At 59.8% G+C, this 25,041-nt stretch carries 21 protein-coding genes; 8 read left to right on the top strand and 13 right to left on the bottom strand.

What is annotated here, in order from left to right; all coding sequences use genetic code 11:
- Window positions 1–76 precede the first annotated feature (76 nt).
- The 4 genes from speA to KQI84_06705 all read left to right on the top strand — a co-directional run bounded on the left by speA (window position 77) and on the right by KQI84_06705 (window position 6,098).
- Window positions 77–1,987: a biosynthetic arginine decarboxylase gene (speA, locus tag KQI84_06720; protein MCB2154562.1), complete on the top strand. Its 1,911-nt coding sequence runs from the start codon at window positions 77–79 to the stop codon at window positions 1,985–1,987.
- A 306-nt stretch (window positions 1,988–2,293) separates the two neighbouring features.
- Window positions 2,294–3,238, top strand: a complete 945-nt coding sequence (locus KQI84_06715) for a sugar ABC transporter permease (GenBank protein MCB2154561.1) — start codon at window positions 2,294–2,296, stop codon at window positions 3,236–3,238.
- A gap of 3 nt (window positions 3,239–3,241) precedes the next feature.
- Window positions 3,242–4,684 carry an ABC transporter permease subunit gene (locus tag KQI84_06710; protein ID MCB2154560.1) on the top strand — a complete coding sequence of 481 codons (1,443 nt, stop codon included), beginning with the start codon at window positions 3,242–3,244 and terminating at the stop codon, window positions 4,682–4,684.
- A 7-nt stretch (window positions 4,685–4,691) separates the two neighbouring features.
- Window positions 4,692–6,098 (top strand): extracellular solute-binding protein, encoded by a 1,407-nt coding sequence (locus tag KQI84_06705; GenBank protein MCB2154559.1) that lies wholly within the window; start codon window positions 4,692–4,694, stop codon window positions 6,096–6,098.
- Window positions 6,099–6,104: 6 nt separating this feature from the next.
- Here the strand turns inward: KQI84_06705 and KQI84_06700 are convergent, their stop codons facing one another.
- Window positions 6,105–7,196 (bottom strand): glycosyltransferase family 9 protein, encoded by a 1,092-nt coding sequence (locus KQI84_06700; protein MCB2154558.1) that lies wholly within the window; start codon window positions 7,194–7,196, stop codon window positions 6,105–6,107.
- An 18-nt stretch (window positions 7,197–7,214) separates the two neighbouring features.
- Window positions 7,215–8,102: a hypothetical protein gene (locus tag KQI84_06695; GenBank protein MCB2154557.1), complete on the bottom strand. Its 888-nt coding sequence runs from the start codon at window positions 8,100–8,102 to the stop codon at window positions 7,215–7,217.
- 239 nt (window positions 8,103–8,341) lie between these two features.
- Here KQI84_06695 and KQI84_06690 point away from each other — a divergent pair, with 239 nt between their 5' ends.
- Entirely contained in the window at window positions 8,342–9,016 is a 675-nt protein-coding gene (locus KQI84_06690; protein MCB2154556.1) for an HAD-IA family hydrolase, read from the top strand.
- 159 nt (window positions 9,017–9,175) lie between these two features.
- Window positions 9,176–10,972: a glycoside hydrolase family 3 protein gene (locus KQI84_06685; GenBank protein ID MCB2154555.1), complete on the top strand. Its 1,797-nt coding sequence runs from the start codon at window positions 9,176–9,178 to the stop codon at window positions 10,970–10,972.
- 92 nt (window positions 10,973–11,064) lie between these two features.
- Here KQI84_06685 and KQI84_06680 read toward each other — a convergent pair whose 3' ends face one another.
- The 3 genes from KQI84_06680 to KQI84_06670 form a co-directional block, all read right to left on the bottom strand.
- Complete coding sequence (locus KQI84_06680; protein ID MCB2154554.1) at window positions 11,065–11,535, bottom strand: peptidylprolyl isomerase; 471 nt, start codon at window positions 11,533–11,535, stop codon at window positions 11,065–11,067.
- Between the two features lie 90 nt (window positions 11,536–11,625).
- Complete coding sequence (gene prmC / locus KQI84_06675; GenBank protein ID MCB2154553.1) at window positions 11,626–12,528, bottom strand: peptide chain release factor N(5)-glutamine methyltransferase; 903 nt, start codon at window positions 12,526–12,528, stop codon at window positions 11,626–11,628.
- Window positions 12,525–13,109 (bottom strand): NUDIX domain-containing protein, encoded by a 585-nt coding sequence (locus KQI84_06670; protein MCB2154552.1) that lies wholly within the window; start codon window positions 13,107–13,109, stop codon window positions 12,525–12,527. Before KQI84_06670 ends, prmC begins: the two co-directional genes overlap by 4 nt.
- A gap of 132 nt (window positions 13,110–13,241) precedes the next feature.
- On the opposite strand from KQI84_06670, the gene KQI84_06665 reads away from it, so the two are divergent.
- Window positions 13,242–14,039 (top strand): hypothetical protein, encoded by a 798-nt coding sequence (locus KQI84_06665; protein ID MCB2154551.1) that lies wholly within the window; start codon window positions 13,242–13,244, stop codon window positions 14,037–14,039.
- A 52-nt stretch (window positions 14,040–14,091) separates the two neighbouring features.
- The gene (locus KQI84_06660) at window positions 14,092–16,338 is read left to right on the top strand and encodes a hypothetical protein (protein ID MCB2154550.1); all 2,247 of its coding nucleotides are present in this window, start codon (window positions 14,092–14,094) and stop codon (window positions 16,336–16,338) included.
- A 6-nt stretch (window positions 16,339–16,344) separates the two neighbouring features.
- On the opposite strand, the gene KQI84_06655 is transcribed toward KQI84_06660, so the two are convergent.
- The 8 genes from KQI84_06655 to cdaA all read right to left on the bottom strand — a co-directional run bounded on the left by KQI84_06655 (window position 16,345) and on the right by cdaA (window position 25,001).
- A complete protein-coding gene (locus tag KQI84_06655) occupies window positions 16,345–17,328 on the bottom strand; it encodes a glycosyltransferase (protein ID MCB2154549.1) in 984 nt (327 codons plus the stop codon).
- Between the two features lie 3 nt (window positions 17,329–17,331).
- Entirely contained in the window at window positions 17,332–18,198 is an 867-nt protein-coding gene (locus KQI84_06650; protein MCB2154548.1) for a sugar phosphate isomerase/epimerase, read from the bottom strand.
- A gap of 80 nt (window positions 18,199–18,278) precedes the next feature.
- A complete protein-coding gene (gene pgl, locus KQI84_06645; protein MCB2154547.1) occupies window positions 18,279–19,043 on the bottom strand; it encodes a 6-phosphogluconolactonase in 765 nt (254 codons plus the stop codon).
- Window positions 19,040–20,179, bottom strand: a complete 1,140-nt coding sequence (locus tag KQI84_06640) for a glucose-6-phosphate dehydrogenase assembly protein OpcA (GenBank protein ID MCB2154546.1) — start codon at window positions 20,177–20,179, stop codon at window positions 19,040–19,042. Before KQI84_06640 ends, pgl begins: the two co-directional genes overlap by 4 nt.
- A gap of 3 nt (window positions 20,180–20,182) precedes the next feature.
- Window positions 20,183–21,727, bottom strand: coding sequence for a glucose-6-phosphate dehydrogenase (gene zwf / locus KQI84_06635; GenBank protein MCB2154545.1), 1,545 nt, complete (start codon window positions 21,725–21,727; stop codon window positions 20,183–20,185).
- A 92-nt stretch (window positions 21,728–21,819) separates the two neighbouring features.
- Window positions 21,820–22,986: a glycosyltransferase family 4 protein gene (locus KQI84_06630; protein ID MCB2154544.1), complete on the bottom strand. Its 1,167-nt coding sequence runs from the start codon at window positions 22,984–22,986 to the stop codon at window positions 21,820–21,822.
- 7 nt (window positions 22,987–22,993) lie between these two features.
- Entirely contained in the window at window positions 22,994–24,199 is a 1,206-nt protein-coding gene (locus KQI84_06625; protein MCB2154543.1) for a hypothetical protein, read from the bottom strand.
- Window positions 24,183–25,001, bottom strand: coding sequence for a diadenylate cyclase CdaA (gene cdaA / locus KQI84_06620; protein ID MCB2154542.1), 819 nt, complete (start codon window positions 24,999–25,001; stop codon window positions 24,183–24,185). The genes KQI84_06625 and cdaA overlap by 17 nt, the downstream gene beginning before the upstream one ends.
- Window positions 25,002–25,041: the final 40 nt, after the last annotated feature.

Genomic DNA, 25,041 nt, shown 5'->3' with positions numbered 1-25,041 from the left:
TGCTGTATCCTGTCCTTAGTGAAGGCAAGGTGACTCTCAGAGAAGGAGGGCCGGTGGATTGGCGACTGGTCAGGCAATGAAGTCGATCGAGAAGTGGAGTGTTCAGGACTCGGTCGATCTTTACAATATCGAGAAGTGGGGCGGCGGTTACTTCGGCGTGAACAAGGCCGGGCACGTGGTTGTCAGGCCGACGAAGGACAGGGACGTCTCGCTGGATTTGAAAGACCTGATCGATAGCCTGGAGCGCCGGGGGCTCTCTCTCCCGATTCTGCTCCGCTTCACCGACATCCTGAAGCATCGCCTGCAGGACATGTACGATGCGTTCGAGCGCGCCCGCAAAGAGTACGGCTATCAGGGCAGCTACAAGTGCATTTACCCGATCAAAGTGAATCAGCAGCACCACGTCGTGGACGAGTACATCCGCTTCGGCGGTCCGCTGGGATTTGGCATCGAGGCGGGCTCGAAGCCGGAGCTTCTGGCCGTTCTGGCCATGACCAGCCCGAATCAGAACGACATGCCGATCATCTGCAACGGCTTCAAGGATGACGAGTTCATCGAGTTCGTCGTGCTGGCCTCGAAGATGGGCAAGGACATCACTCCGATCGTCGAGAAGTTCAGCGAACTGGAGATGATCGTCAAGTACGCCAAGCACCACGATTGCAAGCCGCAGATCGGCCTGCGCGCGAAGCTGGCGGCCCGCGGCTCGGGGCGCTGGGAACAATCCGCAGGCGTGCGGTCGAAGTTCGGCCTGACGCTGCCGGAAATCCTGCGCGCCGTGAAGTACTTGAAAGAGCACGACATGCTGGACTGCCTGACGACATTGCACTTCCACATGGGCAGCCAGATCACGAATATCCGCTTCATTAAGAGCGCAATGACCGAGGCGGGCCGCATCTTCGTCGAGTTGCATCGCCTGGGCGCGAATATGAAGGTCATCGATGTGGGCGGTGGTTTGGGCGTGGATTACGACGGCTCGCAGACGAACTTCGACTCCAGCATGAACTACACGCTGGAAGAGTACGCCAACGACGTCGTGTTCCGCCTGATGTCGATTTGCGACGAGGCCGGCGTGCCGCACCCGACGATCTTGTCCGAGTCGGGTCGAGCCCTGGTCTCGTATCACAGCCTCCTGGTCTTCAATGTTCTGGGCGTTTCGCAGTTTGATCGCTTCCAGGTGCCCGACGAGATCCCGGAGGATGCCCCGGATCCGCTCCATGATCTTCTGCACATCTATCAGGAGCACAATCCCAAGAACTTCATCGAGGGGTATCACGACGCCGTGCAGGCGCGTGAGGAGTGCGCGAACCTGTTCAATCTCGGATACTTGACGCTGGATTCGCGCGCGAAGGCCGAGGCGCTGTTCTGGACAATCTGCACCAAGACGCTGCGCCAGGTACGCGAGATGGCTTACGCGCCGGACGAGTTGGAAGGTCTCGAGGAGCTACTCTCGGATATCTACTTCTGCAATTTCTCGGTCTTCCAGTCTATGCCGGACAGTTGGGCGATCCGCCAGCTCTTCCCGGTGATGCCGATTCATCGCCTGAAAGAAGAGCCCGCTCGGCGCGGCATCCTGGCGGATATCACGTGCGATTCGGACGGCAAGATCGACCAGTTCATCGATCTGCGCGACGTGAAGAAGACTCTGGAGCTTCATCCCTTCGATGGTTCGAAGCCGTATTACCTGGGCGCGTTCCTGATCGGCGCCTACCAGGAGATCCTGGGCGATCTGCACAATCTGTTGGGCGACAGCAATGCTGTCCATGTGAGCGTCGACGAGGATGGCGAGCCGGTGATCGAGCACGTCGTGAAGGGCGACTCGGTGAACGAGGTACTCAGCTACGTCCAATACAGCCCGCAATCGCTGCTTTCGCGCGTGCGGCGGGCCTCGGAACTGGCTCTGCGCGGCGGGAAGATCACAATCGAGGAATCCGCGCGATTCATGCGCTTCTATGAAGACGGACTGGCGGGCTATACTTACCTGGAGTAGGATTGCCTGCCGGCGCGACTCGGTAAAGCGTTTGATTCTGAATTTAGTCGACTTACCCTCCGGAAAAGTGCCTTGACCGGTCCAATTGGGTATTGACCCCCCCTCGGCCGTCCTGTGGAGTTTGACCGTTAGCGACGGTACTCGAAGATGGGGCGGTATTTTGCCGTTCCCGTCCCGAATCTGCAGCATACGGAGGCCTTGGAACCGGACCGAATCGCAGAATCTGGCGTCTTCTGCCTTCTTTTGTCTTCGCCCGGTGTTCCAAGCTCCCGTTCGATCCCCCGCCGGTTGCGAAGGATGACAAGCATGGCGAAAAACAGTGCCGAACGGATTTCCTTTAAGAAGGACCTGGCGGCCTTGCCCTTCCTGTTGCCATTCATGGCAATCTTCCTGGTCTACATTGCCTGGCCCCTGGTCTACTCCTTCTATCTCAGTCTGCTCCGGACCGATATCTACTCGTCCTGGTACGATCGTTTCGGGACAATGCGGTTCGTTGGACTTCAGAACTACATCGAAATCCTCCAGGATCCGGTGTTCCTGTTCTCGATTCTACTAACATTCATCTATGCCATCTTGACGATCTTCCCGACGATGGCCCTGTCGTTGTTCCTGGCGATCACGCTGAATCGAAAGACAAAGGGCTTCGGCATCTTCCGGTCGGGATTCTTCATCCCGAATGTGTTCGATATCTACGTCGTGGGCGTCATCTGGTTGTTCCTCTATAACCCGAACGCAGGTCTGTTCGTGAAGATCGCGGATATGATCGGCTTGGATTCCCTGGCTCAACAGGGCTTCCTGAACAATCCGAAGCTGACCCTGCCCTGCGTTGCGCTGGCGATGGTGCTGAAGAACGCCGGCTTCGGAATGATCCTGTTCTTGACCGCGCTCAACAACATCTCGACTTCGATCTTCGAGGCGGCAGAGGTGGATGGCGCGACGAAGTGGCAGCAGCTGGTTCATGTCACCGTTCCGCTGCTTCGGCCAATCATTCTGTTCCTGAGTATCACGGGTATGGTGGGTACGCTGAACGCGTTCAGTGAAATCTACGCCATGACCGATAACACCGGCGGCGCGAGTATCCAGATCGCCGGTCATACGCTGCAGAGTGGCCGCATCTCCGGTTATCATCTGTTCCGAGTATTCGACGATTCCTACTACGGCCAGGCGGCAGCGATCAGTTTTGTGCTGCTGGCAATTGCGCTGGTCATTGCGTACTTCAACTTCAAGTTTCTCAGCCCGAAGGAATCATAGATCATGCCTGAAGCCCTGCGCGAACCATGGAAGCCCCTTCCGGGCAGAGGAATTAAAGCTATCAAGCTGACTGTCTTGATCATCGTGCTGTCGTGCATGCTGGTCTTTGTCCAGTTGCCGTTGATCTGGATGATCATCACCGCTCTGAAGCAGCCAGGTACGGCTTTCCGCCTGCAGTTCCTGCCCAGCACGGCTCAGGCAAGCGAGCCGATCGCTGTCGAGACGATGCCGGAAGGAGCAACGACGCTTCACTTCGAATACACTGACCCAAATGCCGTGACGGTGAACGTTGCCGGCGAATTCAACGGCTGGGATAAGGATGCGAATCCACTGTCCCAGGCAGTCGGCGGGGTCTGGGTCGGGGAGATCCAGAACGCTGATCCCGGCGTATATGCCTACAAGTTCGTCATCAGCGGCAGCGAATGGGTGGCCGATCCGGACAATGATTGGGCAACATCCGACGGCAATTCCGTGATCGAGGCCAAAGAGGGCGAGATTGCCTACAATCGCCCGCCAATGAACGCGACTGAGGAGACCAATAAGGGTCTGCAAGTCGTGTTGCGCCTGCCGGAAGGTCAGACGCTGTCGGCAGTTGATCATCGCGGGAATGAAGTACAGCTTGCTTATTCCGACGGCGCCTATCGTGGGACAATCGCGCAGTGGGATCCGGCTCCGATTCCACCCAGGAACGCGGATGAGGAACCGGAGGGACCGTATTTCAAGGTCGTCACGCACCGGTCGTTCGGAGAAGCGGTCGACGCTCTCTACACGACCGACAATTTCATGGCGATTCTGAAGAACAAGGACTTCCCGTTCGGCAAGTACGGATTCAACTCGCTGCTTGTCGCGGGTTTGGCAGCGCTGCTGACGGTGGTCATCTGTACGATGGCCGGGTACGCGTTCGCGGTGAAGCAATTCCACTATCGCGAAGTGATCTTCGGCCTGCTGCTCTCGTCGATGCTGGTACCGGGCATGATCTACATGGTGCCCCAGTTCTCGATAACATTGCAGTTGGGATGGATAGACACGTACCGCGGGTTGATTCTCCCCCACCTGGCGAACGTCTTCGGGTTGTTCCTGCTGCGGCAGTACATCAGCCAGGTGCCACGCGACCTCTTCAATGCGGCCGAAATCGACGGTGCGTCTGAGTTGCGAGTCTTCCAAAACATCGTGATTCCGCTTTGCCTGCCGATCATGGTGACGCTCTTTCTGCTGGTATTCGTGACGCAGTGGTCGAACTTCTTGTGGCAGTTGATCGTCACGCAGCCCAGTTCGGCCGTAACGACGTTGCCGGTGGGTCTGCAGGCTTTCAAGGGCCAGTACGGACAGGACTGGGAACGCATCATGGCGGGAGCCTGCTTCTCGATTATCCCGATTGCTCTTCTGTTCCTGGCAACACAGCGATTCTTCCTCGAGGGCCTGACGGCCGGCGCGGTGAAGGAGTAAACGAACGATGCAGAAACAAGTTCTTTCCTCTCTGCTATTCACAGTGGCCTTTCTGATCGTGGCGGCGGGCATTGTCCTCTTCCCCAAGGGGGGCGTGAAGTTCGCAGCCGAGAATGAGGTCAAGCTGCGTGTGTGGCAGGGATTCAAGTTCGAAGAAGTCACCGTGATGGAGGAAATCGCCGACCGCTTCAAAGAGGAGTGGGAGGCGAAGAATCCTGGCAAGGTCCTCGATATCGAAATCGAGCGAGTCAGCTACGATGACATGGTGACAAAACTGAAGACGGCGGCGTTGGCGAGTCAGACGCCGGATGTCGCATTCGTCGATGCTCTGAAGGTTCCCGATCTCGCGTTCGGCCAGACGTTGCAGCCGATCGATGAGTTGGAGAATTTTCGTTACAAGTCGATCGACGAAGCGCGTCAGCAATTCGTGACCGCCTCCTTCGACATGGGCGTCGTGAATCGTCTCGGCAAAGAGAATCTTTACGGAATCCCGGTTCAGACGACGACGCTGGCGATGTTCTGGAATCGAAAGATCTTCCGCGACAGCGCCGACAAGCTCCGCTCCGCTGGCCTTGATCCGAATCGCGCCCCTCGCGACTGGGACGAACTGATCGAGTACGCCCGTGCGCTGGAAGACAAGGAGAAGGGAATCTACGGCTACGCCATGTCGGGCAGCCTCTGGTTCCAGTTCCCGATCTACAATCAGTACAACGTCAATTGGGTGCGCTACGAGAAGAACGGCCGCGCCGTGCCGGACATCGACAATCCGCGTGGGAAGGCAGCGCTGCAGCGCATCGCCGACCTTTACCTGAAGGACAAAGTCGAAGCGGGCGCCTGGAAGCGTGGCGCGATGGGTCCCGATCAGGGATTCCTGAATGAGAAGTACGCGATGATCCTGATGGGCCCGTGGTTTGTGGAGAAGTTTGAGTCTGCGGGTCTGGACTTCGACGTGTCTCTCGTTCCGGCAGTGCCGGCGGACGAAGCGGCCGAGCTTGGAATCCCTGCTCAAAGCTCTTCCAATATCGGTGGCCAGATCGGAGTGATCTTCGAGAGTTGCGAAGAGCCGGAGTTGGCCTACGACTTCATCGAGTACTTCACGAGCGAGAAGGAACAGCGCTACTGGTCCGAGACCCTGGGGCAGATTCCGGTTCGCCAGGCGGCCTGGGAGAACCTGAATACCGAGAAGTTCCCCTACGTTCCGAAGTTCATGGAGCAGTTGAAGTACGCGAAGCGCCTGCCGCAGATGCCGCTTTACGGAACGCTCGAGAACGAGATCGCAAACCCCGAGTTCGACCTTCTGATGAACGACAAGATCACGGTGCAGGAAGCGCTCGAGCACATGGAGAAGTCGCTGGACGACAAGGTGCTCAAGAAGCTCAATGCACGTTTCGATTCGGATGATTCGGACGAATAACGTCGCCTACGAACTGACAGATTGATGCTGGCGATACACTTCCCGCGCTGCTTCGGCAACGCGGGAAGCTTCTATTCCATGCAAGCACTTCAGTATCTCATCGCCGACGAGCGGACACTTCGTCTTCCAGCAGGGGACGCAGTCGAAGTCTTCGCGCTGGAGGGCCGGACCGGACTTGATCGGCCACGGCCGATTGCGATGCGAATCTGACGCGCCGAAGATTGAGACTACGGGAACATCAAGAAGGCCCGCAGTGTGCGTTGGGCCGGTATCACCGCCGATGAACAAGTCGCAGAGAGAAATCAGGACGGCCAGGTCGCGAATGCGCGTCTGCGGTGCGATGATTGGCTCGACGCCGGACTGCTTCAGACGGTTGGCGATTTCGTCGCGCATGGGCTCTTCGCGCGGCCCCCACAGGATGAGCGGACGCAGCCCGGGATCCTTGGCCAACAACGCACCTGTTTCGGCAAAGCGCACAGGCTCCCATCGTTTGCTCGACCAGCCCGCGCCGGGGTTCAAAGCGGCGATGCGTTCGCCGCGAGTCCAGCCGGCCTCTTCGAGGCGTGCGCGCATCTGTTCGCGTTCCTCTTCCAGAATGCCGAGCTTGCCGGCCGCATCTGCGGGCGGCGTGATTCCGAGTCCCTCCAGAAGGGCGAGATTGCGCGCGACGACGTGCTTGATCTCCGGCGAAGGCTTCACCTTCCGGTTCGTAAACAGCTTGTTGATCTCACGGCCATCTTCGTCGCCGTAACCGATGCGGATTGGAGCGCCGCTGGCCCATGCCACGAGGCCGGACTTGGTGAGGCCGTGCAGATCGAGCGCAACCTCCCAGCCGTCGGCCTTCACCTGGCGAAAGAACGGGCGAATCTCCGGGAAGAACATCTTCCAGAAGTTTCCACGCCAGCGCTTCTTCGGAATCACGTAGAGCTCGTCGAGTTGAGGGTGGTTCTGGAGCAGCGGTGCGGAGAGTTCCTCCACGATCCAACCGATGCGGGCGTCGGGCAGTTCGCGGCGCAACACATCGAGCACGGGCAGCGAGTGAATGACATCGCCGATCGCGGAGAGACGAACGATCAAGACAGAGTTGGGCTTCTTCATTGCAGGCGGCACGTTATCCTAACCGCGCAAAGTCTGAAACCGCCAAAGGATGGAGTACAACTCGAAAGCGGCCCGATCGCTCTGGCGCGAGACCGTATCGCGTCGCACGTTGAATTTAGTCATTCCGCGCGTGGTCGGGTTGTACGCCAGGTGCGTCGACCGGGAGAGAATCTCCCAGGACTGATCCAAGCTGGCGGCGACACGGTGGAACTCGTTGAACGCCGGAGCAGCCGGGATTGCGGCGGTGATGCGACGGTAGATTTCGCGAATCTGGGTGGAACTGGCCATCTGCTCGCCGGGGAAGATCTTGGGATACAGCAGCTTGCTCTGCCGAAAGCGCAGAATGGTCGCCGGCGCGACAATGTGGACGTCGAAGATCACTTCGCTTTTCACGCTCAAGACTTCTTTGGTGTTCTTGATGTCGCCCATCAGGATGTCGTGGTGCGACTGCTCGCGAACCTGCTTTGTCGTGACCTCGCCAAAAGCCGAACAGACGGCGGCATCGAGGGGGACTTCAATCTCCTTGTCGCCCTTGCCGAAGCAGAGCAGCCGGCCGTCGCCGAGTTCATAGTGAAGAACTTCGAAGACCTGCTGGTTGAAGAGATCCTGCTCCGGAATGTAGAAACCGGCCAGATCGAGTGCCGACATCCAACTGACCCAGCGCAGGGCTTCGTTCTTGCGCGTCTCCCGGCGCAGAACGCGCGGTGCGCGCGCGAGCAAGCGCTGGCGCGTGGAGTAAAGGTCCCAGTCCATGCCGTCTGCGAGCGTTTTCAGGTTCTCTTGCGAGGGCAATTCGTCCTTGTGGCCAAGCACAACCAGGAAGCCGGGTTCCCGCTCCTTGTCGGAGACGGCCCGCGCCATTTCGGCGTATTGTTCCGGCGTCATTGCACCTTCGTACCGCTTCAAGAACGACTCCCGATGTTGGCTTTCCGGCGTCTGAATCCCCATTTTACCCGGTCCAAAGTCAAATCCGGTGCGGCCGGGCCTTCCCCAATCAGAGGTCCGGACGCCCCAATCCCATGCAAGAGAGATGAGAACGGAATTTCCCCGTGCTGTCAACGGCTGTGCCCGGCAGCGGTTGCCCCTTTTCGCTGGACGCAGTCAGGGTACATCCGCAAACAGGGGCCCAGCAAAGGAGCTCCGCCATGCCGACGCGACGGATCAAAGGGATTGTCTTCGACTTCGACGGGCTGATCGTCGACACCGAATTGCCGCTGTTTGAAACGTGGCAGGAGCTCTACCAGGAGAATGGCGGAAGCCTGCCTTTGGACTTCTGGGAAGAAGTCATTGGCCGGTCCGATGCCTTTGACCCCTACGAGACCCTGGAATCCCAACTCGGGCACCCGATCGATCGCGAGGCAATCCGTGCCGAGAAGGACCGGCGTTATCGGGAACGACTGGCCAGACAGGAGATTCTGCCCGGCGTGCTGGACAAGCTAAACGAAGCGGCGGCAGCGGGCCTACAAATCGGACTGGCCTCGAGTTCGGACTACCAGTGGGTAGATGGGCACTTGCGCCAGTTCGACCTGCGGGATCGTTTTGAGTGCGTCTTCTGCAAGGACCACGTGGCGCGCACAAAGCCCAATCCCGAGCTGTACTTGAAGGCCGTGGAGGCTTTGGAACTGGCTCCATCTGAAGCAATCGCCATCGAAGATTCCCCGAACGGTGCGCGCGCTGCCGTGGCCGCGGGGCTTTTTACGGTGGTTGTGCCGAACACGCTGACGCGATCGATGAAGTTCAACGCCTGCGATCTGCGGCTGGAATCGCTGGCAGATCGGACGCTGGCGGAATTGATCGAGATCGCACAAGCAGCCAGCTAACGATAACACACGCACTTCTCCCCTGCCTGCTTCCTCAGTTTCCCGAGCGGCACTTCTAGTCGATTTCAATAATCATCCTTGCCTCGACCTCAATTGACATCACTGACGCCGGCGATGTTATCGTTACCCGGAATGTGGGATTGGAAAGGCTGATGACCGATGCGGAAGCTGATCAAGAGTCTGATCGCTGCAGTTGTGGTAGCTCTGTCGATGACCGGGGCGTGGGCCGATGAGGTCGACGATCTTGTCGCGCAGATGACTCTGGCCGAGAAGATCGGCCAGATGACCCAGGCCGAACGCAGCGCGGCCACTCCGAACGACGTGGCAACGTTCTTCCTTGGGTCGATCCTGAGTGGCGGCGGCTCATCGCCCGCCGACGGCTCGGTGGCGGGCTGGGCTGCGATGCACGATGCCTATCAACAGGCGGCGCTCTCGACGCGATTGGGCATTCCGATCCTGTACGGCATCGATGCGGTCCATGGGCACAACAACGTCGTTGGCGCGACGATCTTTCCTCACAACATCGGCCTGGGAGCTACGCGCGATCGGGAACTCATCGAGGAGATCGGGCGGATCACGGCTCTGGAGGTTTCTGCGACGGGCTTGGAATGGACCTTTGCCCCCGCCGTGTCGGTGGCGCGGGACCAGCGCTGGGGCAGAACCTACGAGAGCTTCGGCGAGGATCCGGCGTTGCAGAATCTGCTGACCGCCCGGTACCTGAGCGGCCTTCAGGGCTCAACCATGGGTGGCGAGCATCTCATCGCGTGCGCCAAGCACTACGTCGGCGACGGCGGCACGGCCAATGGCACCGACCAAGGGAATACGATTCTGGATGAGACTGCCCTGCGCCAGATCCACATGCAGGGCTTCATCCAGGCCGTTTCGCAGAATGTGGGCACCGTCATGCCGTCCTACAGCAGTTGGAACGGCGACAAGATGCACGGGAACGGTTACCTGATTACGACGGTGCTGAAGGGCGAACTGGGGTTCGATGGGTTCGTGATCTCGGACTGGAACGCGATCGATCAATTGCCTGGGTCGTACTACGACCAGGTTGTGGCATCCGTGAACGCAGGGATCGATATGTTCATGGAGCCTTATCGTTATGGGCAATTCATCGCGACGCTGACCGAAGCGGTGAACAACGGCGATGTCTCGATGAACCGCATCGACGATGCCGTGATTCGGATTCTGCGCGTCAAGTTCGCCTCGGGCGTAATGGATTCCCCGTACGCCGATCAGGATCTCGTGACGGGAGGACTGGTGGGTAGCGCAGCACATCGCGCGGTGGCGCGCGAGGCGGTTCGGAAGTCGGCGGTTCTGCTGAAGAACGATGGCGTTTTGCCACTGGACAAGAATGCGAACATCTATCTGGCCGGAAAGGGCGCCGACAGCATTGGCTACCAGATGGGCGGATGGTCGATCGGATGGCAGGGAACGACGGATCCAAATGCGACGCCGGGCGCTACGATTCGTGAGGCACTCGAGCATGCGGTCGCAGCCACCAGCGGCACGCTGACGTACAATCGCGATGGCTACGGTGTCAGCGGAGACGTGGCGGTTGTCGTTGTGGCGGAGGAGCCTTACGCGGAGTTCTATGGCGACAATCTGAACGGACTCTCGATCGATCCGACCGAACTTGATGTTCTGAATCGCGTTCTGAATGCGGGGCTTCCGACGGTTGTCGTGATGCTTTCCGGTCGCCCGCTGTTTGTCAGCGATGAGATTGACAAGTGGGATGCATTCGTCGCCGCGTGGCTGCCGGGCACCGAAGGCGACGGGCTGGCAGACGTGCTGTTTGGCGATTACGACTTCACGGGCAAACTCCCAATGACCTGGCCACGCGATGCGAGCCAGGTTCCATTGAACGTCGGCGATGAACCCTATGATCCTCTGTTTCCTTATGGATATGGGCTGCGATTGAGATCGGGCGGAACGAGCTTCGTGGTTTACTGAGGGGACGGTCTGCGCAGGAAGACTGTCACAAACGCAAAGCGTGCCCGGGTGGATTTCCCGGGCACGCGGTTTTGCTCAACGTCTGATCGTGGTCAGCCTTCTTCCACAGTCACCTTGGTCATCTTGATGTCCGGGGTGGGGCGATCGCCGGGGCCTTTGGGGGCGGTTTCGATCGCGGACACGACGTCCATGCCTTCAATCACTTCGCCAAAGACGGCGTGCTTGTTGTCGAGCCACGGCGTGGGAACGGTGGTGATGAAGAACTGGCTGCCGTTCGTGTTCGGACCGGCGTTCGCCATGGAGAGAATTCCCGGGCGGTCATGCTTCAGTTCGGGGTGGAATTCGTCCTCGAATTTGTAGCCCGGGCCGCCGCGGCCAGAGCCTTCGGGGCATCCGCCTTGCAGCATGAACTGCTCGATCACGCGGTGGAACAGCAGGCCGTCGTAGAAGCCTTTGTTGATGAGGTCTTTGAAGTTCTGCGTTGTGCGCGGAACCTTATCGTCGAAGAGCCGAATCTTGATCGTGCCCTTTGTGGTTTCCATAGTAACGATGGAATTGCCCATGAGAATCTCCTTTGTGAAGGGGGTAGCTGTGTCTATGAATGCCCAGTGAAAACGGCGGGGTCAATTGATTGTGAGGGCTGTGGGGAGCGTTCAAGCCTTGCGCCGGGCCATGGCATAGCGCGGCTGGCCGGCCAGATCGCGTTCGACGCGCGCATCCGTGAAGATCCCCGCCTTCTCGAAGACCGCGAGCACGGGTTCTTCCTGGTCCTCGCCGATCTCGAGCACCACCCACGCGCCCGGCGCGAGGCAGCCTTTCGCCTGGTCGAGCATCTCGCGCACGCAATCGAGCCCGTCCGAGCCGGGACCAAGAAGCGCAGCCATCGGGTCGTGATCTTTGACTTCGGGCGGCAATGTCGGGATCTGATCCTCCGGAATGTAGGGAGGGTTGGAAACGAGCAGATGCAGCGCGCCATCGTAACCACAGAGACCGGACCCATGGCGGAAGTCGATGCGGCTCTCGACATGAATGGCCGCTGCATTCTTGCGAGCGGTGGCAAGCGCGTCGGCGCTGATGTCCGTTGCAATGTACCTCGGCTGAGCGTCCTCCGCAGCGAGGCTGACGATGATGGCGCCGGTGCCCGTGCCGACCTCCAGGACGACGGGCTTGTCCACTCGTAGCGCAGGGTCAGAGGAGAGCAGTTCAAGCGCTCGATCCACGACTCCTTCGGTCTCCGGTCGCGGGACGAATGTCGCGGGGCTGACTTCGAAATCCCGCCCGTAGAATTCCTTCTTGCCGAGGAGTCGCGCAACAGGTGTGCGATCCTGGCCACGGGAGCGAATCAGCTCGCGGTAGTTCCCCATCTCCAGTTCGATCAGTGGCTTTTCCCACTGCAGATACAAATCCAGCCGCGAGCAATCGAGCACATACGCCAGCAGAAGTTCTGCATCCAGACGCGGCGAGTCGATCCCCTTGCGGTCGAGCCACTGGGCGGACTTCAGGATGATCTGGCCGACGGTCAAGGGCGGCTCTTTGCCACGGCGGGATGAGGTCATCCGTACGCGGCCCTTCGGGGCAAGCCGGGCGCGCCGAGTTGCCACCAGCGGCGGAAGCTCGCGATGGAAGAAGGCGTGAGGCACCAGTAGGGATCGTCCGCATCCGGGTCGGCACGCTCGACGACCTCCTGGGGATCTTCCCAGCGATAATCCTCGATCTCGTCCGGGTTGGGGGATGGATTGCCATCCACGTATCCGAAGAAGAGGTGGATGAACTCCCAACCATTCTCGGGCGCAGGGTCGATAATGGCGATGCGCTGAGGAAGAATGCTTGTGTAGCCCATCTCCTCGGTGATCTCGCGGCGTGCTGTCTGGCCGTAGGTTTCTTCCGGACCGACGTGGCCGCCGACCGAAATATCCCAACGTCCGGGGTAGGAATCCTTGGCGTTGCTGCGTTTCTGCAAAAGAACTCGGCCCTGCAAATCGAGCAGGATCACATGGATGGCCCGATGATGCAATCCACAGGCGTGAATCTCCTGTCGGGAGGCAAGGCGAAGGAAATTGTCGTGTTCGTCAACTACCGGCAGAAGTTCGTGATCTGTTGAGGGGCAGGGCTGATAGTAAGGTTCGATAGGTGTCATCTGTCACTCCAGGCATGTCGCCGGTGAGGTACCTTGGATGATCGGCAGAATCAACCGAACTCCTTCTTTTTTGACGGCAAGAATCGTGCTTTGTTAAAAAATTTAGCCTGCCTGGGGAGAGCGAAGCCCATCATGCGTTCGATGGAAGACTCGCAGTGTCTGACCAAGCCCCCCGAGGGGACGGTGGCAGAGTTGCGCCATCCGAGCGCCGGCAAGAAGGGTCCCTCCTGTCCGGAGCGCAATCCGCTGCTGTGGCGACTGGGGGCATATCGGCGCGTGGGCAGGTTTGCCTACTCGCGGCTTGTATTGAAGTTCGGGCTGTTCGGATTCGGCCTCGCATCGCTCGCCGTGATCCTGGCGATTGTACTGCCCCAGTTCTTCTCCGCCCATGATTTCAGTTTTCTATCCTCGATGTTGGTCAGCGCACACGTGTTCTGGCTTTCGGCCAGCATGTGGCGACGACTCGCGGCGTGGCGAAGCAGTTCCTTCTTGGACGAACTGCTGCTGACGAATTTGACCGCCAGCGAGATCGCGACGGGGCTGGCACACGCGACGGCCCGACCGATCGGAGCATCGTTCCTCGGGGCCCTGTTGCCGATCTACGTTTACCAGGCAATTTGCGGCTATTGCGGGCTGACAGACGATTCGATTGTGGGCCATCCGATTCTCGTGTGGCCGTTCCTCGGACCATTCGTGCTGCTCGGGTTGTTTTCGATCCCTTGGATATCGATGAGCATGGCGTGGAACCCGTGCGTTGTGCGCCATTGGCCGGCGGCTCTGCTGGTGGGCTGGATTGCGGTCCCGCCGTGGCTCGCGCTTGATCGCGGTGGATTTGTCCCGTTCGCCATCGGAGGATTCGCGCTCTTCTGCATCCAATTGGGCGTACTGAATTCAAAACGTGCAGCGGCGTTTCTGATTCAGCGTGAATAGGTAGGAATGCATCTTGATGCCTCCAGATAGTGCCTGATTTCTGGAGGTTTCCATGCGTTTTTCCCACAAGTCCGCTTTGTGGAACACGATCCTGACTCTGCTCCTCTTCCTGACTGCCGAAGCTGTCGCCCAAGCCCCGCCGCCAGAGCTGTCAGTCCGTGATGCTGTCATGGGCAAGGCGACTGCCAACCTTCAGTTGGATGGAAACTCTGATGGGCTGCTGGACGCCGCGGACGTCCAAGGTGCAGTCGTGCCGGGAGAACGCCTGACACCAGCCCAGCGCGCTGCCTTCCTGGATACTGCGATCGCGGAGTTCCGAAGCATTCGGGATGCAGACCCGGCGTCTCAAAACGCGATGATGGTGAGTTGGCTTCAGTCGCAATCGGACGTTGCGGACGCGGGAGAGACAGACGACGGCAACGTCTGGGCCGTCTTTCGCGACGATGTTCCGTTTGTCGTGGTAAACAACTTCGAACCGACCGACGTGGGTGTTCTCTCAGAGCCCCCGGTCATGGGCGCTGGGCATGCGAAGAGCAATTCTTCCGATCTGCGAACGGCGGGGCCGGCCGTGCCTGACTTCAGTGAATTGAACTACTACGAGTTGCCTGCATCGAATCAGGCTCGAGTGCTTCGTACGCTCGGCCAGGGTTACAACTCTGCCTATGTCAGCGTGAATGTGCAGGAGGATTTGCTGGACGCTGGTTGGAGTTCACAGATGCAAGAGGGAACGGTTCAGAGCTTTCTCGATCTTCCGGCGGAGTTGGGAGTTCTTCTGATGGAGGGCCATTTCTCGCGCGTGGACGGCTCGAAGGACATCGTGGAAAACGACCGCGAGGTCTGGGCGTTTGCGACGGCTTCGCCGGCAAGCGAGGCGAATCTCTCGAAGTACAGCGCCATGATCGAGAGTGGCGAAGTCGTGCCGATGATTGCGGTGATCGCATTCGATGAGAATGACGACGAGATCATCGCCAAACGTCTCGGCATCACGAACGACTTCGTTCGCAAGTATCTGAGCTTTGCGCAACACAGCCTTGTCGTGCCGTTTGCCTGCAATACCGACAAGGCAGCCTGGAAGCAGGCTTTCCTGGATGCAGGAGCGGGCCTGTACGCGGGTTGGACGCAGGAGGTTCAGGATCACGAGGGCACACTGGCCACGCGTCACTTCTTCGGCCGCCTGCTGGGATCGCAGACTTACAGGGCCGAGTGGGATACGGGACGAGTCCGCCCGTTCGAGCAGCCGCTGATCTTCCGTGAAATGCAAGAGAACCAGGTGTGCCCACCGGCGGGCGCGCCGTACAGCACGTGTCTGCCGCTGACGCAGGATCGGAATGGCTCGACGTTGATCCTGACGCGTGGCGATCAATCGCAGTTCTCGATTCTTCGTCCCATCATTCGGACCATGCTGATGGAGACGAAGGGAAGTCTGCTACATATCTATGGAACGTTCGGAACGCGGCCCGCCGACGAGGAGGACTCGGGTGTGTACGTCGGTTTTCGGAAAGCGGAAATCGTGACTTGGGACCAACGCCAGATTGTCGTGAAGATCCCGGAATCCGGTTCGGGCTCGAGTGGTGAGGTGTTTGTCACGGTGCGCGGAATCAGCAGCAATACGCACATGCTGAGCGAGTACTCCACGACGCTGGACTACACGGTGCAAACCGACGAGTACGGGCAGTTTGGTTCCGGCTCTGCCGACATCCGGTTTCGATATGACGTGATGCCGTGGCGGATTAAGCCGGATCTGCCCCCGGACTATATTGCCGACAATGCGATGATGCTGGACTCGAACGATCCCAACGATCAGATCCTCCTGATCAAGTTGGCGGAACTGAGCGAGACCCAATCGTTGCTGACGAGTGGAGAGGCGGACGGTTCAGTCAATTACTCCTTTGGAGGGACGGTTCGCGTCAGTGGCTGTGGAGATCCGGGCAGTGTGTCCGGCGGCGGAAGTCTGTCCGCGGTGCTGAGCGTCGAAGATCTAGAGGGAACGGATTCGGGGTATCTCTTCACTGCCGGCCTGGTGTCGATCGATGGACCGCCCCGATTCGTCTGGGGGCTGGGAACCCAAGGCGCCGAGGGAACAGTGAGCGATTCATGTCCCGAGAACGCGGATACCGTTGCGCTGAGTGGGATAGGCAGCGGTGATATCGAGTGGATTCTGGCGCCTGACTATAGCATCCCCGGCGGTACATCGACGGATACGGATTATGTTTCGAATGTCGCGGACGTGGAATACCAGACGACCACCTGGCAGGATGTGACGATTCAGAACCCGCCCGATCCCGAAGCAGCGCAATAGCCTGAATCAGAAGGATGGTCGGCCGGAACCGTATCGACGCAGCAGGGCCTTATCGGTTTGCCGGGATGGCGATCGACGTGAACGTTCGGCCAGAACGGCAGGAGCGCGCCGGATGGCTCCGAGGAGCGCGCGTGATAGAATCGGCGGCTTTCCGGAAAGCCACTCGCGGGCAACGCTGATCGGCAAACGTGCCGCGTAGCGCAACAGCATTGCCGGGTCTGTCAGGTTGGTCCATTCGAACAGCAGATGATTGCGCGCCTTCATTCGCGCAACGCCTTCATCGCCGAATCGTCTGGTCATCGAGCCGCCACCGACATGCAGCGCAACGGCCTGGGGATCGTAGATGGTTGTCATGCCTTGCTTGGCCGCGTGATAGGCCAAGTCGTAGTCTTCCCAATAGCCCGGCGAAAAGTAGGGACGGAGACCGCCAAGGCGGAGGAAGTGCTTCCGGTTGTAGGCCGCGGCGCCAGCTTGCGCGAAGAGGCAACGTTGCGCCTGCTTGGGATCTTCCCACGACGGCGTGATTCGACCGCCCTGCCAGAGGGCTCCCATACACAACTGATTCGGCTTTCCATCCCACCACGCCATCGTTCGTGCACTGACAGCAAACAGGCTCGCTCGATCGAATAATTCCCCGCCGGGAAGTTGCACACGCGGTTCCTTGAACCATCTGGCGAGATTCGCGATGAACGGTTCCTTGGCCACGAGATCGTTATTGCAGAGTACGAGGACAGAGCCCCGAGCTGCACGCGCGCCGCGCATCGTAGTCGCGCCAAAGCCTTCGTTCTTCTTATTCCGTAGCAACGCCACATCGGGAAAGCGACTCTCGATCAGCGGAACACTTCCATCGCTGCTGGCGTCGTCGACAACGATGATCTCAAATGAGAGATTGCTTGCTCTCGCGGAGAGCTGCAGCGACGAGAGCGTGCGGTCGATCCACTCTTCGCCGTCCCAATTCGCAATGACGATGCTGATGAATGGCCGCTTCACGAGTTACCCGTCCGCAGGAATGAACTGTCGAAGCATCTGAACGGAAGCCCTCAGGCCGGCCACGATCTCTTCTTCGGTGTTCGCGTCGGGATCGCGTTCGCCCTCGATCGAAACATCGCCGCAATAGCCGATCTCGGCGAGTGCCTGAAAGATGCCGGCGAAGTCTGTTTGGCCGCGCCCAGGATACCGATCGCGCGAAGCGCGAACGTCAAAGCGCCCATGCAGTTCCAACTGCTCGGGAAGCACTTCGTGATCCTTGGCGTGCATGTGGAAGATCCGGTCGGGGAAGCGGCGCAGGAACTTCGCGGGATCGAGGAATTGTTTCATCAAGTGACTGGAATCAAACTCGATTCCGAGCGCCGGCGAATCGAGCGCCTCGAACATCAGGTCGTACGAGTGCGGCGTGTGGCTCATGTTGATTCCGCGAATTGGATAGCCGCGGAACATGGTGCAATTCTCGAATGCGAGTTTCACCCCAAGGTCTTCGGCCTCCTGGGCAAGAGGCTTCCAGATATTCACGAAGGCGGGGATGTTGTCCTCGATGCTCTTATCCGGATCGCGCCCTGCGAAAACGCCGATAATGTCGGTGCCGAACAGCGGCGCCATCCGCATCACATTTCGGAGGCGTGCGGTTTCGTCTTCACGCAGGGTGTCGTCGGTCGCCAGCATGTTGCGGTAGAATCCCATCGCAAGGACCTGGATACCCTCGGCCTTGAACGCATCAGCCGTCCGGCGGGCTTCCTCCAGATTCGGATCCGCGGTTTCGATGGGGAAGCCCGGGCCAATACGCAATTGAATGCAACTGAGGCCCAGTGCTTTCAGGAGCTCATGGTTCTTTCTGTCGTGCGGAATCTGAAGCCCAAGGCGCATGGTTTCAACTCCCCTGCCGTCCGTTGTTGATGGAAGTCCCTGCGCTCAAACGAATGGGCGCCGAATGAGGAAGACGGGAATCACTGCAGCGAATAGTATTCCCTCTGCTCGGGCGAGAACTTAGAGATCGCCGCCTCGTCCGCCAGCCAGATCAAGTTCGACCCACTTCCCTTGATCAAGTCGATCGGGTACTCGGGCTCGCGTTTGTGCAGAGCGAAGACATCCTTCAAGACATCGGCTTTCTGCTCTCCCGTGACGATCATCATGATGTAGTTGGCGGTGTTGATGGTCTGGACGGTCATCGTCAGGCGGCGGACGCCCAGTTGCGGAACATCATTGGCGACGAAGGTGCGGAACCGCTGGTCCAAAGCTGCCGTGTTCGGGAAGAGCGAGGCGGTGTGGCCATCGGCTCCCATGCCAAGTAGGATCAGATCGAAAGATGGAAAGCCGTTCGCAGCGAGCGGAACGTGGCGTTTGATCTCGATCTCATAGCGCAACGCTTCCAATTCCAGGTTCTCAGCAGCGCCATTTGGTGCATGGATATTCGTGCGCGGAAACTGGCGCGGGCTGATCAGCGCCTGGCGCGCCATGCAGACGTTGGAGTCCTCATCGTTGTTCGGAACGTCGCGCTCGTCGCCCCAGTACAGGTGGGTCCGTCGCGTCAGGTCGTCGCTGAATGTCTCCAGCCACGCCAGCTTCTCGAACATCATCAGGGGGGTCGTTCCGCCGGAGAGCGCGGCATTGAAGATTCCGGCTCGATCTACGGCATCCAGGGCAGCCTCGACAAACAGGCGTGCAGCCTGGGCGGCCACCTCGTTGGCGTCCTTGTAACAGTAGATGATCACCGGCGTCCCCCGTCGGCCAGAAGATGCGCGAGGAGCGGCCACGCCATGGCCGCAGCATCGCGGAATGGGCTGATTCGTGAACGAGCCCGAAAGGCACTTCCCAAGGCGGTTGCGTCACTCAGCCCGCCGGACTGCACGTACAGCGGCGCACAAGACCATTCCCCCGAAGGTCCACGGACGCAACGCTCCATTTGCCCCGAGCGTTCTCCGACGTCCAGAATCACGCCTTCCCCCCGTGTGCTGTCAATCTGCAGATGGATGATTTGCACCCGTTCGAGGTATTCGGTGCCATCCTCCCGTTCGATGTGAACAACTATCTTGCCCGCAGGGGCCTGATAGCAGAAGTCCTCGTCGGCATTCGCATCCGAGACCTTCCACCCCAGGCGAGATGCCAGCCAGCCGGCCACAAGAGAGGCCGAAACGAGCGCGGAGCGGTCCCCGGGAGGGCCGGCCCAACGGATCCTCACGCCAGCGATGCGGTCGAGAATGGGCAGCGTTTCCTCGTCGTCGAAGAGGGCCGCCAGTTGTTCTCGCATCGGCGAGTCGCGGAACCAGGAGAAGTTGTAGAGTTCCTGGTCGGCCTCGGCGAGGGAGCGCAACCCGGCCGCCGGATCAGATTGAAAAGCGACTTCGCAGATCGTCCGATCCGCCAGTCCAATCAGGTCCGGGAGAATCGCGTCATAGCGCGCGGGCCTCTCGGAGAAGTACCACAAGTGCACAGACACGTCGGGAATCAGCAGCGACAAAACAGCGCTGGGCAGGTGCTCGAGGGCGTTTTTACCGAAGCGAAGGTGGATCTCCTCGCAGCAGATCCGTCCGCTGCCGCCGCGGGGAATGTAACAGTGCGTGTTCACGTGCGCGCACAGCGCGTGATCCGGATCGTCGACGCATTCGAGAAGGAACAGCCTGCAGGGATAATTGCGAACGAGTTCGTCGAGGATTCGCCGGACGCGGGGCAGATGCCGTGTGGAGCCCAACCACAACACGTTGCCGAGAATGACGCGGCTGTAGCCTTCCTGTCCGGTGGCGCCTTCCTCGCCGCGCACATCCCAGAGTAGCGCCAACTGGTGCTCGATTGCCGTCGCACCAAGTTCAACGGGGATCCCGCGGCAAAGCTGATGTTCGGCGGAGGACATCGGCTAGAGCCTCCTCCAACCGGTTGGCAAGTCTTCGACAAGCCGATCGGCTTCGTCCGGCCCCCAGGTTCCTGCGCTGTAGTTCGGGAAATCCGGCGCCGGCTGATCGGCCCATGCTTCGTGGATGGAGGTGATGAGGCGCCACGCGAGTTCGACCTCATCCGATCGCGTGTAGAGCGTCGCATCCCCGACAAGCGCATCCAGCAGAAGGCGCTCGTAAGCCTCGGGAGTGGGCTGGCCAAAGGACGAGCCGTAGTGGAAGTCCATCTTCACGTTCTGCAGGCGAGTCGAAAGGCCGGGCTGCTTGGCTTCGAAGGCCAATGAGATGCCCTCGTCGGGCTGGATTCGGAGGACGAGCGTATTCTGGCGTATCGGTCCGGAGTCGGGCGTCTCGAAGACCTGGTGCGGAGGCGCCTTGAAAGTGACGGCGATTTCCGTGACGCGTTTCGGCAGCGCCTTCCCAGTGCGAAGCAGAAACGGAACGCCGGCCCAGCGCCAGTTGCGAATCGCCAGACGCATCGCGACGTAGGTCTCGGTGGTCGATTGCGGATCGACGCGTTCCTCGTCGCGGTAGGCCTGCTGGGCCTTCCCTCCGATGGAACCGGCATCGTACTGGCCGCGCACTGTGTTCTGTGCGACCTGTTCCTGGGTCATGGGCTGAATCGCTCGGAGCAGACGAACCTTCTCGTCGCGAACGGACTCGGCATCGAGGCTCGCCGGCGGTTCCATCGCGGTCAGGCAGAGCAACTGCAACGAGTGATTCTGCACGACGTCACGCATCGCGCCGGCGCGATCGTAGTACTGTCCTCGGCGGCCCGGCATGCCCTGATCCTCGGCCACCATGATCTGGACGGATTCGACGAATCGCGAGTTCCAGAGGGGCTCGAAGATCGAGTTCGCAAATCGAAAAGTCAGAAGGTTCTGCACCGTCTCTTTGCCGAGGTAATGATCGATGCGAAGGATCTGTGATTCGTGGATCGTCGATTGCAGATGACGGTTGAGAGTCCGCGCCGATTCGAGGTCGTGCCCGAAGGGTTTCTCGACGACGACGCGTGACCACGGCCCGTCCTCGGAGGGCGGGTGAACGAGCCCCGCGTGGCTGAGTCCATCCGCGATCGATTCGAAGTACTGCGGATCGACGGCGAGGTAGAAGAGCCGGTTCCCGGGGAGGCCGAGTTCGCCTTCCAGTTCCTCGATGCGCTTCGCGAGAGCCTCGTAGTCCTCGAGGCGATCGAAGTGCCCAGGATGATAGTGCACGCGCTGGAGGAAGTCGTCTTCCTCCTGGGACGATTCAGGACGCGCGCGCGAATGATCCTGCAGGGCCTTGCGTGTGATCTCTCGGAACTCGTCGCGCACATCGCGGCGGGCATAGCCGAGGATTCCGAAGCGCTGCGGCAGGTGCCCATCCCGCGCGAGATTGAACAACGCGGGGATCAGTTTCCGTTTTGTCAGGTCCCCCGTCGCGCCGAAGACAACCACCAGGAAGGGCTCCGGATTTCGGCGCGAGTGCATTCCCTCCCGCAGAGGATTCGTTCGTTTGGCAGCCATCGAGTCACTCCCGGGAATTCCGCCAGTCGCCCAGCGTATCGCCTTTACACCCGATGGGGCCCGGCAGAGTCAAGTTGGCATCGCAGAGGGGGTTAGGCACGCAAGGACTCGAACCACGCGATAATCTCCTTTGCGTGGTGATCCCAGGTGTATTCGGCAAGGACCGTTTCGCGCAGTGCTTTCGTTGCATCCGTGAGAGCCTCGCGATTGTCCAACCAGCCCGACACGCGTTGGACCAGGGCGTCGAAGTCTTCCTCGGGGAAGAGCAGGTCTTCCGCGGCACCCTTGCAGAGTTTTGAGATGGGCACGGTCGCGGGAAGCACGAGCGATGTACCGATCGCCGCGACTTCGAAAATCTTGGTCGGTGTGGACTGCGGTGCGGCGCCGGGGATGACGACAAGATCCATCGCTTCGATCCAGTCGGCCAGTTCATCCTGCGGCACCGTACCTTCGAAGTGCACTCGCGCGCCCTCAATCTGCGCGGCGCGGCTGCGGTACTTACTGACCTTCGCATCCGAACCCCCAACGAGCGCGAACTGGACGTTGCGTTGCTCCGTGGCGAGGCGCTCCACGAGGTCCATGAACCACGCGGGCTTGTGGTAGTGATTCATCGAGCCGACGAATCCAATCAGCGGCGTGTCGAGGTCGATGTCGAGTTTTTTGCGGACGATGGCGGCTCGGCCACGCGGCTTGAATCGCCCAGGATCGACGGCCATCGTGAAGGTCCGAACGCCTTCTGCGGGGAGATTGAACTCAGAGACCAGTCGGTCCCGCATGACATCGGAGATGGCGCAGATGCCGCTCGCGGCGCGAATGGTTTGCTCCTCGGCACGGGCAGCCGCCTTCGGCCAATGCAACCGATTGCGGAGCTCTTCGGAGAGTAAGGTGTTGACCTCGAGCAGACGTGGAATCCTGAAGGACCCGGCGAGGCGTTCGCCTGCGCGGAAATACAACGCGCTCCGTTCGAAAATGGCGTCGGGACGAAAGCGAACGGCAGCGTTGCGGAGGACGCCGTTTGCGCCTCGATCCGCCAGCCAATAGCGTCCATCGCTGCCGAGGATCTTCGCTGTCGGCCGAGGCAGTTTGTGGGTCGGAAAGTCCTCATCCTCCCGCCGATCGCCAGACAAGTCCGACGCAGCAAGTGCGACCTTGCATCCCGCGCGCCGGAAGGCTGCGATCATCTCGCGCAGGTGCGTAGATGCGCCTTTGCGCCCGAAGGCGGGAATGCCGTGATCGCCTGAGATGTAGAGAATTCGCATGGGAAAATCAGGGGTTGGGAGTTTGCAGCGCCGGGCGAGGCGAAGTCTCCACGTCCTCGGTCAACGGTTCCAGGCTCGACGTCGTGATATTGTCGATCGAGAGCGGGACGATCGTCGGCGACGGCTCGGGCGTCGGACTTGGTGTGGGGGATGGCGATGGCGTCGGCGACGGAGTGGGCGTCGGTTGTTCCTTCGCCACGATTCGGATCTCAACCGTTCGCGGATCGGTCTCGATGGACTTGATGCGTGCGCGAAGGCCCGTGTCGGCCGTCTCCAGGGTCACATCGATCACCGTTTCAACGACGGTCCCCGGCCGATCATCGATCAGGGCCAGCGTCGAAAGATGCAGCATTTCCGGGGTGACGCGATTCACTGCGCTGCGCGGGCCTGTGATAGTCACATCGACGGCAGAAGGTTTGACTTCGGCGACGACGTCGACACGCAATGGCTCGTAGGTCACTGCGACGTCCTCGAAGACCTTGGTCGTTTCCACTTCCGGCAACGGGATCGTGACTTCGATCTTCTGTACTGGGGCGCCGGGGATCGAGAAGATGCCCTGGTTGAGGCCATCGCGCGAGTTCAGCGGCACGCTGTAGAGACCGCTGACGACATCGCGCTCACCGGCCAAATCGATCGGCTCGGTCAGAAGTTGGAGCCGTCCTTCCAGGTGCTCGCGATAGCGTGTGGCATTGAGGGCGACCTTGATCTCCGGCGGCTCCATCGTGATGTCGTCGGATTCCAGTTGGAAGCCTTCTGCGGGCTGGCCCTGGAGATTCGGAACAACCGGTACGGAGGCGAGGCGAAGTCGCGCCATGAACGTCACGATCGGCTCTCCAACGATCAGGACGGGGTGAATCTGCGTACCGGGATCGTTGGCTGCGACAAGGCTTGGCGTCAGGTCGGCGGTGTACTCGTTGAAGCTCTCTGTGCCGGCGAATGTGGCAATATTCGAAAGATCGACGTCGATTCTGAAGTTCTCGCCGCGCGCGTAGCTTTCCTCGGCCTTTGGAACGCTGAACTCGACGCTGATAGACTCGGGCTCATAGCCGCTGAGTTCCACGAACTCCGGCAGATTCGAGTATGTTACCGGCACGGAGAGCGTGCGGATGCTGCTCTCCTGCTGCTTGACAATCACCCAGACGATGAATGCGAGAAAGAGCGAGAAGAGGATCAGGAAAATGTCGCTGACTGGGCGCCTAGGCTGCTTCGCCACCTTGCTCCTCCTCGTCGATTTCGAACAGCTCGCGGAGTCGGTGTCGTAGAGTCTCCGCCGTCATCGGTCGGTGAATCATCCCGTCGTGGGCCAAGGACACGGTGCCGGTCTCTTCAGAAACCACAACGACCACGGCGTCCGTCTCTTCCGTCAATCCAACGGCTGCGCGATGGCGCGTGCCGAGTTCCTTCGGCAATTCCTGATTCGTCAGCGGAAGCAGGCAACCGGCGGCGACGATTCGGTTGTTGCGAATCACGACCGCGCCGTCATGCAGCGGCGTGTACATGGCGAAGATTGTCCGCAGCAGTTCAACGGTGATCACGCCATCGATCGGCGATCCGGTCTCGGAGTAAGGCCGCAGGGGCGTGCGGCGTTCGAGGCAGATCAGCGCGCCGACTTTCTTCTCCGCCAGGCGCGACACGGCGCGGATGATCTCGTCGATGGCCGCGGTTTCCTGTTTGAACAGGGCACGGAAGATCGGTAATCGGCCGTACTCGGTCAGAGCCTTCTTGAACTCGTTCTGGAAACTGATGAGGAACACCAGCGTGATCACGACCCATAATCGCTCGAACAGGCGGCTCATCGTCGTCAGTTCGGCAAAGATCGTGATGAGGTAGAGCACGAACGCGACAAACAGGACGATGATCAGTCCCCGCAAGGCGACCTGACTGCGGGATTCTCGGAGCAGGCTGAAAGCCAGAAAGAAAACGAGCGCGACCATCAGTATATCGATCACGTCGCGAACGCCCATGTTCGTCGTCAGGGACACGATGCTGTTGAAGATGGAGATCAGCTTCTGCATGGGCTGCTGGCTTCAGAGGGTTTGAGGAGTCTTGAAGACG

It is taken from the genome of bacterium, from assembly GCA_020444065.1.
Classification (GTDB): Bacteria; Sumerlaeota; Sumerlaeia; order SLMS01; family JAHLLQ01; genus JAHLLQ01.
The sequence above is the reverse complement of the archived record's forward strand: the minus strand, read 5'-3'. Positions and strand labels throughout refer to the sequence as shown.

Excerpts from the sequence above, each read along its gene's own strand:
- KQI84_06710 (MCB2154560.1), top strand. The coding sequence starts at position 3,242 with ATGCCTGAAGCCCTGCGCGAACCATGGAAGCCCCTTCCGGGCAGAGGA.
- prmC (MCB2154553.1), bottom strand. The coding sequence starts at position 12,528 with ATGACCTCATCCCGCCGTGGCAAAGAGCCGCCCTTGACCGTCGGCCAG.
- KQI84_06715 (MCB2154561.1), top strand. The coding sequence starts at position 2,294 with ATGGCGAAAAACAGTGCCGAACGGATTTCCTTTAAGAAGGACCTGGCG.
- cdaA (MCB2154542.1), bottom strand. The coding sequence starts at position 25,001 with ATGCAGAAGCTGATCTCCATCTTCAACAGCATCGTGTCCCTGACGACG.
- zwf (MCB2154545.1), bottom strand. The coding sequence starts at position 21,727 with ATGGCTGCCAAACGAACGAATCCTCTGCGGGAGGGAATGCACTCGCGC.
- KQI84_06670 (MCB2154552.1), bottom strand. The coding sequence starts at position 13,109 with ATGACACCTATCGAACCTTACTATCAGCCCTGCCCCTCAACAGATCAC.
- KQI84_06630 (MCB2154544.1), bottom strand. The coding sequence starts at position 22,986 with ATGCGAATTCTCTACATCTCAGGCGATCACGGCATTCCCGCCTTCGGG.
- KQI84_06650 (MCB2154548.1), bottom strand. The coding sequence starts at position 18,198 with ATGCGCCTTGGGCTTCAGATTCCGCACGACAGAAAGAACCATGAGCTC.
- KQI84_06690 (MCB2154556.1), top strand. The coding sequence starts at position 8,342 with ATGCCGACGCGACGGATCAAAGGGATTGTCTTCGACTTCGACGGGCTG.
- speA (MCB2154562.1), top strand. The coding sequence starts at position 77 with ATGAAGTCGATCGAGAAGTGGAGTGTTCAGGACTCGGTCGATCTTTAC.
- KQI84_06640 (MCB2154546.1), bottom strand. The coding sequence starts at position 20,179 with ATGTCCTCCGCCGAACATCAGCTTTGCCGCGGGATCCCCGTTGAACTT.
- KQI84_06685 (MCB2154555.1), top strand. The coding sequence starts at position 9,176 with ATGCGGAAGCTGATCAAGAGTCTGATCGCTGCAGTTGTGGTAGCTCTG.
- KQI84_06705 (MCB2154559.1), top strand. The coding sequence starts at position 4,692 with ATGCAGAAACAAGTTCTTTCCTCTCTGCTATTCACAGTGGCCTTTCTG.
- KQI84_06660 (MCB2154550.1), top strand. The coding sequence starts at position 14,092 with ATGCGTTTTTCCCACAAGTCCGCTTTGTGGAACACGATCCTGACTCTG.
- KQI84_06680 (MCB2154554.1), bottom strand. The coding sequence starts at position 11,535 with ATGGGCAATTCCATCGTTACTATGGAAACCACAAAGGGCACGATCAAG.
- KQI84_06700 (MCB2154558.1), bottom strand. The coding sequence starts at position 7,196 with ATGAAGAAGCCCAACTCTGTCTTGATCGTTCGTCTCTCCGCGATCGGC.
- KQI84_06665 (MCB2154551.1), top strand. The coding sequence starts at position 13,242 with ATGCGTTCGATGGAAGACTCGCAGTGTCTGACCAAGCCCCCCGAGGGG.